Origin of the sequence: Bacillus sp. MM09(2025) (assembly GCF_050496725.1) — a bacterium.
GTDB classification, from domain to species: Bacteria; Bacillota; Bacilli; order Bacillales; family Bacillaceae; genus Bacillus; species Bacillus pumilus.
The window spans coordinates 1,744,574-1,762,260 of record NZ_JBNWEN010000004.1 but is presented as its reverse complement, the minus strand read 5'-3'; the positions used below and the strand labels follow the sequence as shown (position 1 = coordinate 1,762,260).

Genomic DNA, 17,687 nt, shown 5'->3' with positions numbered 1-17,687 from the left:
TTTTTTATCAAGGAATGAAGCGCTCCAATCGGTTAGGGAAAGGATAAGTTGCAGGCTGATCCAGTGGTTAAACACGCTTCCCATATATGATATATCTGTTTGGTGCAGGACCAATAAAAGAAAAAGGATAGCATGTTGTGAGGACAAGTTCTTCCTTTTCCTGTTGAAGTGTAATAATTGTTTTATCATCTTTCTTCACTATCTTTGTTTTCTCGATTTCATAGACAAAACGTCCATATGAAAGCTCAATAATGAGTTGATCTCCCTTCATAAGTTCTCCTGTTCGTCTAAACACCGTATCACGATGCCCTGATAAAACGATTTGTCCCTGTTGATTCGGAAAAAAACTCTCATGAAAGTGACCAACGCCTTTTGCTAAATCATCTGCTTCTGTTCCTTCTACAATCGGTAACTCAGCTCTTAGTTTTGGGATGTGCAAGAGCCCAATCGTTTCACCAGCCTGCGGCGCAAAAGGGGAATCCTTTTGCCCCTTTTGCTGAATGGCTGCTTGTGCAGACTGAAATGACCGATCTACTTCTTTTTGTCCATCAACGATATTCAAATACCCTACAATTGCGAGACAAAGACCTGCTGTGATCAATATCGCTGAGATGAATTTTTGAAACATGACCGTTTATCCGTTTCTTTTTCTTCTATTCCAGATGATAAGAGCTGCACCTATTAGTACGAGTGCAAATCCTGCTAGTAAAAGGTTGTACATCGCAGTTGCAGTATTCGGAAGATGATGTCCAGGTGTATCCTGTTGTGGCTCAGAAGGTTGATCTGGATTTTCTGGGACTTCTGGCACATGCGGCGGTTCTACTGTCGTTGAGTTCTCAGGTTTGTCTGGTTCGTCAACATTCTCACCCTTCACAACTGCGATATTTTGAATGGTTTTACCTTCAGATCCTTTAGCAACTTTCGCTTCAAACGTCACGGTATGCCAGTCCGTATCTTTGATATCACCAAATTGACCGGTGACTGTGCCTTTTGTGTAGTGTCCGTTGTCGTCATCTTTTGCATCTGTGACGGCTTGTCCATCTACTTTTAGTGAACCTTCGACGTATTCAAGACCTTCTGGCAGTTGATCCGTGATGACTAGACCTTTGATGACACTGTCTTCTACACTATTTTTTGTTTTGATGGTGTAAAGGAGAGTGTCGCCTACCTGAACTTGTTTTTCATTTGTATTGCCTTCTGCTTTTTGAGCAATCTCAGATGTTTTTTCTGATTCAAGCTTTGGATCTCTTGGAGCAATGTTTGTTTCGGTTGTTGGTTCATCTGGCGGTGTATTATCGCCTGTTACTTTGGCTGTGTTTTGAATGCTTTTACCTGATTGGCCTTTAGCGACCTTCGCTTCAAACGTTACTGTATGCCAGTCCGTATCTTTGATATCGCCAAATTGACCGGTTACTGTGCCTTTTGTGTAATCTCCGTTGTCGTCATCTTTTGCATCTGTGACGGTTTGTCCATCTATTTTTAATGAGCCTTCGACATATTGAAGACCTTCTGGCAGCTTATCTGTGATGACTAGATCTTTGATGACACTGTCTTCTTCAAGATTCTTTGTTTTGATCGTATAAAGAAGGGTATCGCCTACCTGTGGTGTCTTTTTATCTTTGTTGCCTTCTGCCTTTTTCTGAATGCTCGCTACCTTTTCTGATGCTAGTTTTGGTTCACGAGGATAAATTTCTGTTTTCGTTGTTGGATCATCTGGCGGCGTGTTTTCGCCAGTTACTTCGGCTGTGTTTTGAATGTCTTGACCAGCCTGTCCCTTTTCAACTGTGACTTCAAACGTCACTGTATGCCAGTCCGTGTCCTTCACATCACCAAAATAACCTGTGACCTTTCCATCTGTGTAGTCACCGCTATCGTCGTCTTTCACATCTGTGACAGAATCTCCATCAATTTGAAGGGACCCCGTGACATACTTCAACCCTTTTGGTAATTGATCTGAAATCACTAAATCTTTAATCAAACTGTCTTCTATCGTATTCTTTGTTTTAATCGTATAAAGGAGCGTATCTCCGACCTCTGGATGCTCTTCATCTGTGTTCCCTTCTGCTTTTTTCTGTAAAACAGCTGTTTTTTCTGAATCGAGCTTAGGGTCACGAGGATAGATTTCTGTTTTTGTTGTCGGCTTATCTGGTGGTGTGTTGCCACCTGTGACATTGGCTGTATTTTGAATGTCTTTGCCTGATTGTCCTTTTTCAACCGTGACTTCAAACGTCACTGTATGCCAATCTGTATCCTTTATGTCGCCAAATTGTCCTGAAATGGTTCCGTTTGTAAAGTCTCCGTTATCGTCATCCTTTGCGTCTGTGACTGCATCTTCATTCATCTGAAGTGAATTCGGTACATACGCCAGACCTTCCGGCAGTTCATCTGAGATCACTAAGTTTTCAACGAGACTGTCTTCTATCGTATTCTTTGTTTTAATTGTATAAAGAAGGGTGTCCCCGACCTCTGGATGCTTCTCATCTGTGTTACCTTCTGCTTTTTTCTGTAAAACTGCTGATTTTTCAGAAGTCAGCTTTGGGTTACGCGGATAGATTTCTGTTTTTGTTGTCGGATCGTCCGGTGGTGTGTTACTGCTTGTGACATTCGCTGTATTTTGAATATCTTTGCCTGCCTGACCTTTGTTAACCGTCACTTCAAACGTCACTGTATGCCATTTCGCATCTTTCACTTCACCGAACGTCCCAGTGACAGTTCCGTCTGTCATATCCCCTTTGTCATCATCTTGTTTATCTGTGACTGGATTTTCATCTACCTGTAGTGAATTTGGTACATATGATAACCCTTGAGGTAACTTGTCAGAAATCACAAGATCTTCAATGACGCTGTCTTCAACCGCATTACGTGCTTGAATGGTATACAGTAATGTGTCGCCTACTTCTGGATGCTTCTCATCTGTATTACCTTCTGCTTTTTTCTGCAAGACCGCTGATTTTTTTGATTCAAGTTTTGGATCACGTGGGTAAATTTCTATGTTTGTTGTTGGTTCATCCGGCGGTGTGTTTTCTCCTTTGACATTCGCGGTATTTTGAATATCTTTGCCTGCCTGACCTTTGCCTACCGTCGCTTCAAATGTCACTGTGTGCCAATCGCTATCTTTCACATCACCTATTTGACCTGAAACAGTGCCGTTTGTATAATCACCTTTGTCTTGATCTTTTGCATCTGTTACGCTCGTTCCATCCACCTTAAGAGACCCTGAAACATACGTTAAGCTGCTTGGCAGGTTATCTGATATGATAAGATTTTTGACAATACCATATTGCACGGTATTTTTTGCTTTAATTGTATAAAGTAACGTGTCGCCTACTTCTGGATGCTTCTCATCTGTGTTGCCTTCTGCTTTTTTCTGTAAAACAACTGTTTTTTCTGATTCAAGCTCTGGAGGATATGGATCAAATTCTGGCTTTACTCGTGAAGCTAAGTCGAAAGATAATGAATCACCTACAGTGCCCATGTAAGTTGTACTTAATGTTTTCGCATCAAGTGTAAAAAGAGTTGAATGTCCAATGGAGTCATTTAACCCTGACTGTAATAGCATTTGTCCATTTGGCAAAAAGCTAATCCCCCGAACACCTCCGTCAATCGTTTTACCATCCGCATTTTTAATCGGAATGACACGAATGACTTCTGCTGTATCAGGGTTCATTTGCGCAATGGATCCACTGCCATTTGATGCGAACCAAAGATAGCCATCCTTATCAACGACAAGGTCTCCGCCAACGCCAGATCCAATGTCATAGCCTACAATTTTTTTGGACGTTTTTTTATCCGAAACTAAATCGTATGTTCCAAGGAAATACTCACCATTAGAAGAATAAGAATAGATATATTTATCTTGATACACAACAGCATTAGAAGCACCTTCAGGTAATATGGTTACGCTCTCTGCTTGCCCTGATGTCGCATTTATTTTATATAGAGTAGGGTTAGTGCTATTTGCAGTTGCATACACAACATTTTCTCGATCGCTTACAGCAACACCATTCACTGCGCCTATATCGATTCCTTTCACCTCTACACTAGCTTTTACATTTGTTGGATTATTTCCATCGAGTTGCTGAAGAACTAGTGGTCTACTCCCAATAATATAAGAATCCGTGTTATTGACAACAACCGTCCCAGCGGCTTTTGTAACAGCTGGTGAGACCGTTAATAAATTTCCAACGATCAGCACCAATATAAGAAATAATTGACTCGTTCTTTTCAATACATTCATTCTTTGACCTCCTCTTTTCCCTGCTTCATATCATAAAGGTATGTACCAGTTCACCTCCCACACTTTGGTAAATAATATCAGTAACATTTCAAAAGCAACAACATGGCCAAAAGACTATTTTCGACAAAAATAGACCTTTAGTAACATACACCTCTCAATGTTTGATTTGCTTATGTTTTTTCCAATAAAATGATCTTTTTTTATCGTAAACCTTCACATTTTCTCTTTATTCCAAACAGGTCTAATGACATGATTTATATACAATCTCTTCTATTTAAAGATAAATATTCTTTAATTGGTTGCAGATTATTTTTTTTGGCAAAATATATTGAATTATTTTCTTTTTCTCTTAAAAGGAGGAAATTAATGGCTTGTTTTGTTAAAAAAAACAAGCCGAAAGTCTTGCCGCTTGTTTTGATGTTTTGACCCTTACAATTCGACAAAATTCTTTTTTAAGTAAGCGATTACAATTAAGCAAAGCCATTTAAAGGGGCGTGGGAGTATGTTACGATTGAATTCGAGTGTTTAAGAAAGAAGGGAAAGCTTTTGAAGCGGGAACATCTTTTACGTTGGTTTTTTTATTTTGTTGGGTTGATCGTACTAGCTTTTGGACTATCGCTGACAGTGAAAGGAAAGATTCTTGGGATTGGTCCTTGGGACGCTTTCCACTACGGACTGTTTCAGCATTTTGGACTGACGATTGGACAGTGGTCCATCATTATTGGTGCACTCATTGTGACACTGACTTCTGTTTTTACGAAATCATTTCCAAAGATCGGCGCATTACTGAACATGGTGCTGATTGGTATGTTTATAGATTTCTTTAATGCGGTATTGCCTGCGCCACATGGGTATTTACCTGCTTTATATGTATTTATTACGGGCGTTATTGTGTCTGGGTATGGCGTTGGCATTTATGTCTCAGCGAATCTTGGCGCTGGGCCAAGAGATTCATTAATGCTGCTCATCTCAGCGAAAACAGGATTGAACGTGCAGTGGGTGCGAAATGGCATTGAGTTAACCGTGCTTTTATTTGCATGGATGCTCGGCGGACCAATTGGCGTTGGCACGATTCTGACGGCTATTTTCACAGGTCTCGTCCTTCGATTCTCCTTGCCGCAATCGACACGGCTCCTGCAGCTGCTTATTACAAAAACAGCAGAGAAACCTGTTCAGACACTTATCCGATAAAAAAAGCCATTCTACAAAAAGAATGGCTTTTCTTGTGTCAAAATAAATAAACAGATTTTTCATATATTCATAAGAGGAAATTAACCCATACCTTCCATTTACTGTCATTTTGAGCTTTCACTGAAAAGGAGGTCTGTTTCCCTTTTGTACGGCGCTCTCCAATGGTACAATCAATGTAAAAAATTAGAGGTTCATTATGAAGATTTTCGCTATCCAATTACAACATTTAGATGACATCCATGCACGAAAACAAATCGATCAATTGAAACCCTTTGTTTCACCTGAAAAGCGTGCTGCGGCTGAGCGCTTTCGTTTTTTAATCGACGCAAGAAGGACCTTGTTAGGTGAGGTGCTGGTTCGACAAAGGATCCATGATATGTACGATCTGCCTATTGATCAGATCGTTTTTGAAACAGAGGGCAATGGCAAGCCTGTCGTGCGGCACATTCCTTCTTTTCATTTTAATCTTTCTCACTCTGGTGATTGGGTCGTATGCGCAATAGATGATGCACCCGTAGGTATTGATATTGAGGAGATCAAACCGATTGATCTAGCGATTGCTAAACGATTTTTTTCAGCAGATGAGTATGAGGATTTACTTTCACAACCGGCAGAACGACAGGAAGCCTACTTCTTTCATTTATGGTCAATGAAGGAGGCCTTTATCAAGCTGACTGGAAAGGGATTATCTTATGGCCTTTCGTCCTTTACAGCCCGCCTGTCAGAGGATGGACAGGCGACGTTGACATTACCTGATCATGAAGCGCCCTGCTTTGTTCAAACATACTCACTTGATCCTGCCTACCAAATGGCGGTGTGTACACGAAAGCCTTCTGCGGCTGAACGTGTTGAGATACTCTCTTGCCGTGATGTGCTGTCTCGTCTTTAATATCGCCCAATTTGCTGAAATGCTGTCTTTAACAAATCGACTCCACGAGTAATTTCTTCTTCTTTTACATGCCAAATGTTCAACTGAAGAATGGGGTCTTTTTGATAGGTCGACAGATAATGGCGGTTGATTGACTGAATGGAAACAGATGCCTTTTTCAGCTGCTGAATGAGCTGGTTCATCGGAATTGACCGATCGAGACGTACATGTGTATGAGTAGCTGGCTCCTCTTCTCCTAGTTGATAAGCGATTTGATCGCTTTTCAGGCATGTCACTAGCTGTTTGGATCGGTTACGATAGGTTGTCTGCATTCTGTCTCGATGCCGTTCAAACATCCCGCTTTTTAAGTATATTTCTAAGGCTGCCTGTGACAGCATGGAGCTGTCGATGTCAATGAGCCGTTTGTGTTCGCTAAAAGGTCTAATCAGCTCCTCAGGTAAGACGACCGCACCTGTTCGAAGTCCTGGAAAGATGATTTTGGAGAAGCTTTTTAAATAAATGACCTTCCCCGCCTGATCGTATGAATAGATTGGGTCTCTTTTTGCATCGAATTCTAAATCGGCTATATAGTCATCTTCAACGATATAGACGTCATATGTCTCTGCAAGAGCTGCAATCGCTCTTTTCTCCTGTTTTGACAAGCTCGTTCCAAGCGGGTTTTGAAATCTTGGCATCGTATAGAAAAAACGAATCTCCTCTTCTCGAAAGATGCGCTCCAATTCCTGAAGATCAATTCCCTTTTCCGTCCGCTGAATCCCCCGCACAGGCAGTTGATTTTTTTCTAAATATTGAAGGTATAGGTGATAGCCTGGCTGTTCGACTAGTATGGTCTGTTTGCCATTCGGAAAAGGGATGGTGCTTAAAATGGATAACGCCAGCTGAATACCAGAAGTCATGACGATTTGTTCTGGATTTGCAAACACTTGATAATCCATTAATCGCTTAGAAATGACTGGCAGCAGCGATGGTAATCCGTTGGCTGTGCCGTAAATAAACAAGTCATTTTGATACAAATCGATGGCTTGGTTGATGCAGTGCTGGAAATCGACATATGGAAACACGACGGGATCAGGTGCAGATGAAGCAAAATCAATCCACGTGCTATCCTGTTTCCCCGCTGACTGTTTTGTTTTCACGACATAGTATCCGCTTCTTTCTACAGAATACAGCAGATGTTCTCGTTCTAATGTATCTAGTGCTTTGATGACTGTGCTTTTACTCACTGCATATTGTGCCGCCAAATGGCGAATGGAAGGGATCTTCATACCCGCATGATATTCACCAGATGTCATCTTCTCTTTTAAGCTGAGAACAAGCTGATCATATTTCCTCACACCGCTTCCTCCTTGTACCGGTACAGATATCATGTTCTCTTATTGTACACCTTAGATGATCCGATTACGATAGAAGAACAGAACCGGTCAATTCATCTGAAGCATGCATGCTCGTATAAGGAGTCAAATTGTGGACATTTCAAAACAGAAAGCGTATGCTGCCGCGATAGGCTACGCCACGATCATTGGTTTTTCATTTTTGTTTGTCAAAATTGCATTAGAATCAGCAAATCCAATTGATTTATTGGCACACCGCTTTACAATTTCTTTTGCAGCCGCACTATTGCTGTATCCATTTTTACGAAAGAAGATCCGCCTCTCCATTCAATGGCGAGATCTTCTCTACATCGTGCCGTTTTCCTTACTTTATCCTGTGTTGTTTTTTGCTTTTCAAGTATGGGGGCTGATGTATACCTCTTCGTCAGAGGCTGGTATTATTCAGGCAACGATTCCTATTCTAACAATGGTGCTGGCCGCGTGGTTTTTAAAGGAACGCGCAACATGGATCCAAGTGCTGTTTACCATTCTTTCGGTGTGCGGAGTGATGCTTCTCTTTGTCATGAAGGGAATTGATGTGAAGCATTCACACATGATCGGCTATATACTGATATTACTTTCAGCCTTATCCTCCAGTGCATACAGTGTATTTGCCCGGGTGATTACACGGCGCTTCCATGTGATTGAACTCACTTTCGTGATGACATTCTTTGGATTTGTCTTCTTCAATGCCGCTGCGCTCATCCGGCATTCAGTTAACGGAACAACGCTGCAATTTTTCAGCCCATTTACACAACCATCCTTTGTATGGTCAATGCTCTTTTTAGGCATTCTTTCTTCACTGCTCACGGCATATTTATCAAACTATGCCCTTTCTCAGCTTGAAGCGGCAAAGGTCAGCATCTTTAACAATTTATCTGCGTTTATTACAGTCGCCGCTGGGGTCCTCATTTTACACGAAACAATCGATTGGTATCATCTCATCGGAGGTGTGCTGGTCATTGGCGGAGTTATTGGCGGGAATGTAATCAAGAAGCGGAATTCATAAGAAAAAGCGGTCCCTTTAAAGAGGACCGCTTTCTTTTAATGTTTCATTAATTGTGGTTTGCCTGCAAGGTCGATCACATGTCTCATCTGTTCTGCGAAGGGCTCGAGGTGTGTGTTGATATACATGTGCCCTCCTTCGAAATTGGTGCGTTCGATGGTTTTTGCCCATGGCAGCCAGCCGTTTGCATCTTGCATGCATTTTTCATCTTGTGTTCCATTGAATAAATAAACAGGTGTTTCGATGATGGATTGATCTTTGTGCTGGAAGGTTTCCAGCGCCTGATAGTCTGCACGTAAGGATGGCGTAAAGTAATCCATCATTGGTTTGTTCTCTAATAATTCCTTTGGTATCCCGCCCATTTCGGCAATATGCTGAACAAATGCTTCATTCGATAAATGGGTCAAGATCTGTCGTTTTGTTTGCGGCGGCTGAATGGCCGAGATCACGACTGCTGCAGGATCAATTCCTTCCTTTTCTAACAACTGCGTCAGTCTATACACGACAAGTCCTCCCATGGAATGTCCGAACAGGATAAATGGACGGTTCAGGTTGCCCGAAAGCCCTTCTTTGTACAGCTCAGCCAATCGGTCAATGCTCGTTTCGAGCGGCATGAGATTGGTTCCATGACCTGGTGGTTCTGCTGCTATTACTTCAGCAGTGTCTTTTAGCTGTTCAAAAAGCGGGCGGTACGAAGCGGAATAACCACCTGCAAAAGGAAAACAAATAAGCTGAATAAGGTCTGATTTTTTTTCAAAGGTTTTAAATAAATGATTCATACGTTCTTACCCCTTTATCATCGTTTGAAGAATTCGTGCCAGTTCATCCGCCTGCGGCCTTTTCATCATGGTGACATGGTCTCCTTTGATGTGATAATACGAGCACGATCCTTTCGTATAAGCCTCCCAATCTGAGAACTTCTTCTGGAAATCAATGGCGTGATCACTGCTTTGTACAATATAAAATGGCACATCGAATGGTTCTTTTTCTAATTCAATGGCTTGTGACATGATCGTATTGTGCGTTTGCATTTGCAAATATTTATCTAAATACTGATCATTCATAAATTGATGAACCACTTCATCCTTTTCTGCCTCTTTGAGTATTCTTTGCTTCACTTCTTGGAAGCTCAACCCTTGTAATGCTTCTGGCTGGATACCGACGAGATTTCCCATTCCAAGGACAAGTGCAAGCATTTTTACTTCTTCTTCGTTCATATCCGCATGGAGCGCCTGATCAGCCTCATCTCTTAACACCGGGACCGTATCTAAAATGATGAGTCCTTTCGGCGCTTTTCCTGCATGGCAGAGCCGCTGATTCATTCCGTAGGCAAGGTGCCCACCCATTGAATGCCCTGCTAGATAGTCAATACCAGGTCGATAGAAGGTCTCAATGGCTTCAACAAATATAGACACAAGCTCTGTGTAATGAAGAAATTGCGGTTCTTCATCCTCATATAAGCCAGGAGACTGTAAGGCGTACACAGCACCTTGATGTGTCATCAGCTTAGCCACATCGATATAGCCCATCACCGTTCCACCGGCAGGCGGTGCAAAGAAAATCCTCGGCTCGGCTGGATCGCCTTTTTTCAGCTCAATCACATAGTCCTTTGGAGACCTTTCGGCGTGCTCCCCGTCCTCTGGCATTGCGTCCACATGTGCGGCTAGCTGAGCCGGTGCTGGATGCATGAAAATCCATTTTGGATCAACCCGAATCCCCTTTTCTTTTAATTTGGCTACGGCTTGGATACTCATAATTGAATCGCCGCCTAAATCAAAGAATGAGTCATGTATGCCTACTTGTTTAACACCAAGTACGTCCTTGAAAGCTGTTACAATTTGTTCCTGCGTTTCAGTGACTGGTTTGTCATCTCCCTGAGAATGAGAGATCGTTTCTGTCGGCTCTGGCAGTGCTTTTTGATCAACCTTTCCGTTTGTTGTGACTGGCATTTCGTCCATTACAATAAAGTAACTTGGAATCATGTAGCCTGGCAGGCTTTCCTGTAAAAATGCTTTCCACCCTGGATCAGGATTCTCTCCGTCTGTGACAAGATAGGCCGCCAGCCGTTTTGAGCTGCCATACGTTTTGGCGATGACTGTACATTCTTTTACTTGTGGATGCTTGAGGAGAGCTGTCTCTATTTCTCCACATTCAATCCGGTAGCCTCTAATTTTCACGAGGTTGTCTTTTCGGCCGAGATATTCAATGGTGCCATCTGAACGCCATGTACCAAGATCACCTGAACGATACAGCCTGTCTCCCCCTAGTTCAGGGAATGGATTGTCTATAAACCGTTCCTGCGTCCGCTCTGGATCATGAAGGTAGCCTTTTGCCAGCCCTGTGCCGCCGATGTAAATTTCTCCTTTGACGCCTGCTGGCACTGGATTGAGCGCATCATCTAGTATGACGACAGTTGAATTCGATACTGGGACACCAATTGGAACTGACCTTGCTCCCTCTGGCATGTGCGTGACTTGATGTGTTGTGGCTAGGGTCGTGTTTTCTGTAGGACCGTAAGCATTGATGAGTACACCCTCCATATGCGGCAGTGCCTTTCGTGCATGCTCGCTGGACATCGCTTCTCCGCCAACGAGTAATGTGCGGTAGCCTGCTACACTTTTTGGATCGTGCTCTACCAGCCGATTGAATAAAGCGGTTGGCAGACAGTTGGCTGTCACTTGATATGCTTTGATCAGCCGTGATAATTCATCCATATTCAGTGCGGCATATTTCGGAATTAGAATGAGTTGACCGCCATTCAGCAGCATGCCCCATAACTCAAATGTAAAGGCATCAAAAGCATAGTTTGAGAGCTGAAGCATCTTATCATCTGGACCTAGTTTCATATAATTTGTTTCTCTCACCAGACGGACAACTCCTGCATGAGGGAGCATGACGCCTTTTGGTGTACCTGTTGAACCTGATGTGTAGTTGACATAGGCTAACTGGTCTTCTCCAATGATTGATTGTTCTCTTTGATACACTGCATCTGTTTCTGGTAATGGCTTGTCCATGTCAATCTTTGTACCTGTAAAGTCTACTAGACGCTCTATTAAATGAGACTGAGTGATGATCACATCACTTTGCGTATCGCGCACAATGAGGCGGATTCGCGCATCTGGATATTCTGGTGACATAGGAACATATGCAGCACCAGATTTGACGATGCCTAGCACTGAGACAATCATGTCAAAGGAACGATCAAAAAGCATCGGTACAAGTGAACCCGGTCCAACTCCTTTTGACTGCAAGTAAGCAGCAAGCTGTGTGGCCTTCTCATCCAGCTCTTGATACGTCATGTGCTCTTCCAAATAAGACAAGGCAATGCGGTGCGGATCACGCTGCACCTGTTCTTCAAACAGCTCTTGAATGGTCCGTTTTGGATATGGCGTAGCCGTTTGGTTTTTCCCAATAATCATCGCAGCCTGTTCCGCTTTATCCATTAAGCAATAATCAGAAAATGTACGTTCAGGCTGAGCCGTCATACCATCTAGCAGATGAAGATAATAATTCATATACCGATGAATGGTCTCTTGATCAAATAAATCTGTATTGTATTCAACATGGATGGACAGCTGATCTCCGTGTTCAAATACATGCAAGGTGAGATCAAATTTAGACACTGTATGATGAACCATCACATGTTCACTTGTCAGCCCTTTGAGATTGACATGGAGAGAATCTGTTACATACCCCATGGCCACTTGGAAAATAGGTGATCGACTTAAATCTCTATCTAACGAAAGATCATCGACAAGCTTATCAAATGGATAACGCTGATGCTCAAATGCTTTTAATGTCATCTCTTTCACGTTTTCCATGACATCAGCAAACGTAGCTGATGTGGAGATATCCTGTCTCAGCGCGAGTGTATTCACAAACATTCCAACAAGCTTCTCTGATTGCTTGGCATCCCGCCCTGCGATCGGTGAGCCAATGATGATATCTGTCTGTCCAGACAGCTTGTGAAGCAGGACGTAGTACGCCGACAGCATCGTCATAAACAGCGTTGTGCCCTGCTGCTTGGACAAAGCCTGCAAACGACGGATAAGCGTATCTTCCAAAACGATTTGCTCTGTAGCGCCGTTAAATGTTTGAACTGGCGGACGAGGACGATCAAACGGCAGCTCTAACACCGGAAGATCACCTTGTAAATGATCGAGCCAATAGGCTTGGTCTGCTTGATGATGCGTTACTTGCTCATTTTCCCAATGGACATAATCTGTCCATTCGATTTCCAGCGCTGGGAGCTGCGGCGATTCATCTGCAAGAAGCCCATCATATGCCACTTCTAATTCCTGAATAAGCAGGCTGAGCGACCATGCATCTGAAATGATATGGTGCTGCGCGCAAAGAAGATAAAATTCTTCATTGCCCATATCTACAATCGTCCACTGCGCAAGAGGCCCTCTTTCTAAATCATAAATGCGATTCGCTTCTTGCTGAATAAGCTGCTTGAGTCTTCTCGTTCTTGTTTTTTCATTAAATAATGAGAAGTTCGCAACTGTGACGGATGGCGGAAGGTCTTCACGTATCAGTTGAACCGGCTTGCCGCCAAGCGATTGAAAAGTTGCACGCAGTGCTTCATGACGTTTCGTTAAGAGACCGATCGCTTTTGTTAACGCTTGAATGTGCAATTGTCCTGTCAGCTTCCAAGCACCTAATATATTGTAATGATGGCTCTTTTCTAATGTGGATAAGAACCAAATACGCTTCTGAGCATGTGACAGCTCATAGCTTGTTCGCTTTTCCAGCTTTGGAATATTGGCTTCCTGAACAGCCGGTGCCTCTTTGATGTCATCCACCATTTGCGCCAAATGTGCCAAATGCTTGCTTTCAAATAATATTTTTAAAGGCGCCTTGATTGAAAACTCATGATTGATCCGTGAAATGGTTTGAGTCGCCTTTAATGAATGTCCGCCAAGGTCAAAGAATTGATCCTCTTTGTACACACGATCAACGTCTAAAATGTCCTCCCATATGGTAGCAAGCAATTGCTCTGTTGTCGTTTCTGGCAATTGTTTTTCGAGAGGTTGTCCATTTTTGTGATGATTCAGCTTGAGGGCTTCATGATCAATAGTGCCATCTAGTTTTTTTGGTATTTCTTGTACTTGCTGAATATCCCAGTCACCTTTTGTTCCACCTACGATTTCTTCAACGTGCACCTCTTTGCCAGGCTGAACTGTGTAAAAAAGCTTTTTCTCAAAAGTCGGTATTGGCACTGGCTGAAGATACGCTGCAATTTCTGGGTTGGCTCCATCTAGGCCGATAAATAGATGCGCTTCATTCAGCCGAGCACCTAGACAGAATGAATGGAGACCTTGCTTCTTTCCAATCAATTGAAATCCCTTGCGGACGGTAAGGGCTGCGCCGGTATGTCCCTTTGACAAACCAAGATTATCCCACATGCTGAAGTTCAAAGAGATCGCCCGTCTTCCTTCTTGAAAGGTGAGCGTGTGCGCAAGCCCATCTAAAAAGCTGTTGGCCGCAGAATAAGCCCCAAATGTTGTGCCGCCAAAAAAGCCATTCACTGATCCAAAAAAGACGAGTGGTACTGCCGGGTCATGCTTGAAGGCTTCCTGCAGGACAAACGCTCCGTCTGCTTTCCCTGACAGTTCCTTCGTAAAATCCTCTTCTGACGTATGCGCCAATGTATACTTATTCGTTTGCTGAAAATGCTCAGACACATTGCCCGCTCCAGCTAAATGCAGCACACCCCTGATGGATTGACCAAAATGTTTTTCTGCTTTGTAAATCGCCTGCTCGACGTCAGTTAAATCCGTCACATCTGCTTGTACATAGATGACATCACCGAGGTCTTTTAGCTGTGAGAACGCTTCTTTCTTTTCAATGTTGTCTTCCAGAGAAGTCCTTCCAATCAATACAAGCTTTAGGCCAAATTGAAGCATCTGCTTAGACAGTTCAAATCCAATACCGCCAAGTCCTCCAGTCAGCAAATAAAGTCCTTCATATTCTAAAAACCCTTCTGTTTGAGGTGCTTGCATCATATCGACTTTTTCCAGCTTTGGTACAAGCCTGTGCCCTTTTCGGTATGATACCTCTGCTTTTATATGAATCGCCGACAGCTCATCAGCAATGTTCTTTGCATCCTGTTCCACTTGCTCCGCTTCAATGTCTATATGGGACACCTCTGCTCCTTCCCATTCTTGCGGGATGGTTTTTAACAAACCAACAAACGACGTTTTCTCCACATGAAGATCGTCATCAGGGCTTACAAATTGACCACCCTTTGTCACCACAACAAGCCGGACTGGCTCTTTGTTTTCTTGCCTCCATGCTTGATACAAGTACAAAATAGATTGATTGGACCTCGCATGCACTTCTGTGAACTGCGCAGGCTCAACGATGGCTTCTTTGTCTGTCACATTCCACAGGTGGAGAATACACCCTGTCTTTAATTCATCTGCTTCAAGTGCTGCAACGAGCCTGACATAATCCCCCTTGATTCTCGGGTTCATCTGGTACATCCCTTTGGACAGACGCAAAAATTCATGTCCTTTTTTCACAGAAACATAAGGTTGATTTCTTTGTTCCAATTGGGCGTAAAGTGATTGGTAAAGCCCTTTTTCATCCTCGAAAACGAGTACATGATCAGCAGCAGGCTGATACGGACCAATTTGCTCCTTTGCCCAAGTGCGTTTGAAAAACCAATCTGGCAGTGTTTGTTCATTTTCAGAAGCAAGGTCCAGTGACCTTTCAATGTCACGGAATACCCCTTCTTTTAGCGCCGCACCTAACTGAGCACGTTGGATCTTTCCACTTTCTGTTTTCGGAAATTGGTTCTTTTCCACTGGAATGATGTGATCAGGCTCTATGCCAATTTTACGAATGATGGCTGCTCTAATCTGCTGAATCATCGTGATTTGTTCCTCTAGCGAATCCTTTTGTGTGACAAAGAAGACGGCAAGTGTGTCGTTGCTTGATTCAGGATTGTAAATGCCGTACGCAGCGGCAAAGGTGACTTCTACCCCGTCCACCTCTTCCACAACTGCTTCAATTTCGTAATTCAAATAGTTGGCTCCGTTGATGACGATGATGTCCTTTTCTCGACCTGTCAGAACAAGACGCCCTTCGTGAATAAATCCTAAATCTCCCGTGTGAAACCAGCCGTTTTCCGCAAATACCTCTTGATTGGCTTCCTCATTTTGATGATAGCCCATCATAATCGTCGGACTCTTCACCTGCAAGCGCCCGACCTGATCTTCTGGCAGCACATGATGATGCTCGTCTACAATCCGAATCCATACAGACGGAATCGGTGCGCCGACTTCTGTAAATGTCATTTTGTGCGGATGATCTTCTGCCACGTATTGGATCTCACCTGTTAACGAGGTCTGATCAATCGTCAGCTGTCCATCCTGATCATCATGCCGCATGAATTTCTTTGATTGAACAATGGCTGAGGATGTTTCAGACATGCCGTACGCCGGCACCATCGCATGGCGGCTTAATCCGTGCTGACCCATCATATGCATGAAGCGCTGCGTCACTTTTGGTACAACTGCTTCGGCTGCATTCATGATATAAGTCAGTGTAGAGAGATCCCAGCTCCCCTTGCGAATGTCGTCCTCATATTCATTCATCATCGCAAAAGCAAAATTCGGTGCCCATGTCCTTGTGACGCCGTATGTTTCTACCCAATCTAGCCACACCATCGGCCGTTCGATAAATTGATCGATGGATGGACTAATCTGCTGGCAGCCAAAGTAGACGTCATGCACATGAAACATGACAATGCCTCCTACATGATCAAGCGGCATCCAGTTAAGCGACACATCCTCATGCGTAAAGCCATTTGTCTGCTCAAAGGAGATGATTCTAGATAAAATGCTTTGATGATTGTGACGGATACACTTTGGCACACCCGTACTTCCTGAAGAGAGCAGCTGAAGCACAGGCTCATCTGGCTCTGGCTCATAATGCTGTTCATCCGGCTCACACGAGAGCAATGTTTCGATTGTTAAAATAGGCATGTCTTTTGCTTCAAATGCCTCACGCAGCCCAGCAATGTCCTCAGCACTTGCTTCATTCGTAATAATGAAGGGTTCATTTTGAAGCTGAAACACACCTTTCAGCTTGTTCACAGCTTGATTCGTTTCATCATAAACAGGCGGTACAGAGACTGGGGTCGGAATGATGCCACCGAGAATACAGCCCCAAAACACAGTGATGAAATCTTGATGATCTTTCAATTGAAGTAACACTTGATCACCGTTTGTCAGCCCTGCTTTCCTTAAACCAGACAGAATCCGTTCGGCGTTTGTGAGTAACTCAGGATAGGTTTGGGTCAACGTGTGCCCGCCTTCTTTGATATAGGTCACCCCGCGGTCAGGTGACATAAAGGCTGATCGAATCAACACCTCTGTCAATGTGACAGGTGTACCTGGTTTTTTGATGACTTCCCCGCCATACACTAGTGCGGGCGGCTTTTCATGGGCAGATGCTTGCACTATTTCGCCCTCTTCATCCTTCGAGATCGATACGTTCCCTTGCGCACGCTGCCGATTAGGAAATAGATCATCTAGGTGATAAGGCGTTTGTTTTTCTGTCTGGCTTTCAATGAGAGCGGCCGCTTCATCCACTCCATCTATGGCTTTCGCCCGTTCTTCTATCTTTCTCAAACTCTCTTCATCCATGATGTCGATCGAAAGCAGTGCTTCTGTATCGACTGCTCCACTTTCTGCCCTTGGCAAGGAAGGCAATAAGACGAGAGCGGCTGGCACTTCATCAGGGTGAAGCACGCCTGTCATCAGATCCTCTCTTGTCAGCGAAGGGTCCTTCGCCTGTGCAAATAACACAAGCGAGAGGCTGCCTTCTTCATTTTTCTTCGGGATGAATGCACATTCCTTTAGCGGAAAATGAAGCATCATGATCTGTTCTAATGCTTTGAGATCGATTCGTTTTCCGTTGATTCTGACGATATGATTTGCTGCATGGCCTTTTCTTCTACTTATTAACATCGTTCTTCTCCTC

The 17,687-nt window shown here is 43.5% G+C and carries 8 protein-coding genes; 3 read left to right on the top strand and 5 right to left on the bottom strand.

Features of this window, described 5'->3' with window-relative positions; all coding sequences use genetic code 11:
- Positions 1-67: 67 nt before the first annotated feature.
- Both ACQYAC_RS15180 and ACQYAC_RS15175 read right to left on the bottom strand, forming a co-directional pair.
- Positions 68-628 carry a class D sortase gene (locus ACQYAC_RS15180; protein WP_429943595.1) on the bottom strand — a complete coding sequence of 187 codons (561 nt, stop codon included), beginning with the start codon at positions 626-628 and terminating at the stop codon, positions 68-70.
- A 6-nt stretch (positions 629-634) separates the two neighbouring features.
- Positions 635-4,237, bottom strand: coding sequence for an isopeptide-forming domain-containing fimbrial protein (locus ACQYAC_RS15175; RefSeq protein WP_429943594.1), 3,603 nt, complete (start codon positions 4,235-4,237; stop codon positions 635-637).
- Between the two features lie 546 nt (positions 4,238-4,783).
- On the opposite strand from ACQYAC_RS15175, the gene ACQYAC_RS15170 reads away from it, so the two are divergent.
- Together ACQYAC_RS15170 and ACQYAC_RS15165 are read left to right on the top strand one after the other, a co-directional pair.
- Positions 4,784-5,428, top strand: a complete 645-nt coding sequence (locus ACQYAC_RS15170) for a YczE/YyaS/YitT family protein (protein WP_429943593.1) — start codon at positions 4,784-4,786, stop codon at positions 5,426-5,428.
- 196 nt (positions 5,429-5,624) lie between these two features.
- Positions 5,625-6,317 carry a 4'-phosphopantetheinyl transferase family protein gene (locus tag ACQYAC_RS15165; RefSeq protein WP_429943592.1) on the top strand — a complete coding sequence of 231 codons (693 nt, stop codon included), beginning with the start codon at positions 5,625-5,627 and terminating at the stop codon, positions 6,315-6,317.
- On the opposite strand, the gene ACQYAC_RS15160 is transcribed toward ACQYAC_RS15165, so the two are convergent.
- Positions 6,314-7,651, bottom strand: coding sequence for a PLP-dependent aminotransferase family protein (locus tag ACQYAC_RS15160; protein ID WP_429943591.1), 1,338 nt, complete (start codon positions 7,649-7,651; stop codon positions 6,314-6,316). The two genes, ACQYAC_RS15165 and ACQYAC_RS15160, sit on opposite strands and share 4 nt — an antisense overlap.
- Positions 7,652-7,781: 130 nt before the next feature.
- Between ACQYAC_RS15160 and ACQYAC_RS15155 the strand changes: the two genes are divergently transcribed.
- Positions 7,782-8,696, top strand: coding sequence for a DMT family transporter (locus ACQYAC_RS15155; protein WP_429943590.1), 915 nt, complete (start codon positions 7,782-7,784; stop codon positions 8,694-8,696).
- A gap of 35 nt (positions 8,697-8,731) precedes the next feature.
- On the opposite strand, the gene ACQYAC_RS15150 is transcribed toward ACQYAC_RS15155, so the two are convergent.
- Complete coding sequence (locus tag ACQYAC_RS15150) at positions 8,732-9,472, bottom strand: thioesterase II family protein (protein WP_429943589.1); 741 nt, start codon at positions 9,470-9,472, stop codon at positions 8,732-8,734.
- 6 nt (positions 9,473-9,478) lie between these two features.
- Positions 9,479-17,674 (bottom strand): amino acid adenylation domain-containing protein, encoded by an 8,196-nt coding sequence (locus ACQYAC_RS15145; protein ID WP_429943588.1) that lies wholly within the window; start codon positions 17,672-17,674, stop codon positions 9,479-9,481.
- Between the last annotated feature and the right edge of the window lie 13 nt (positions 17,675-17,687).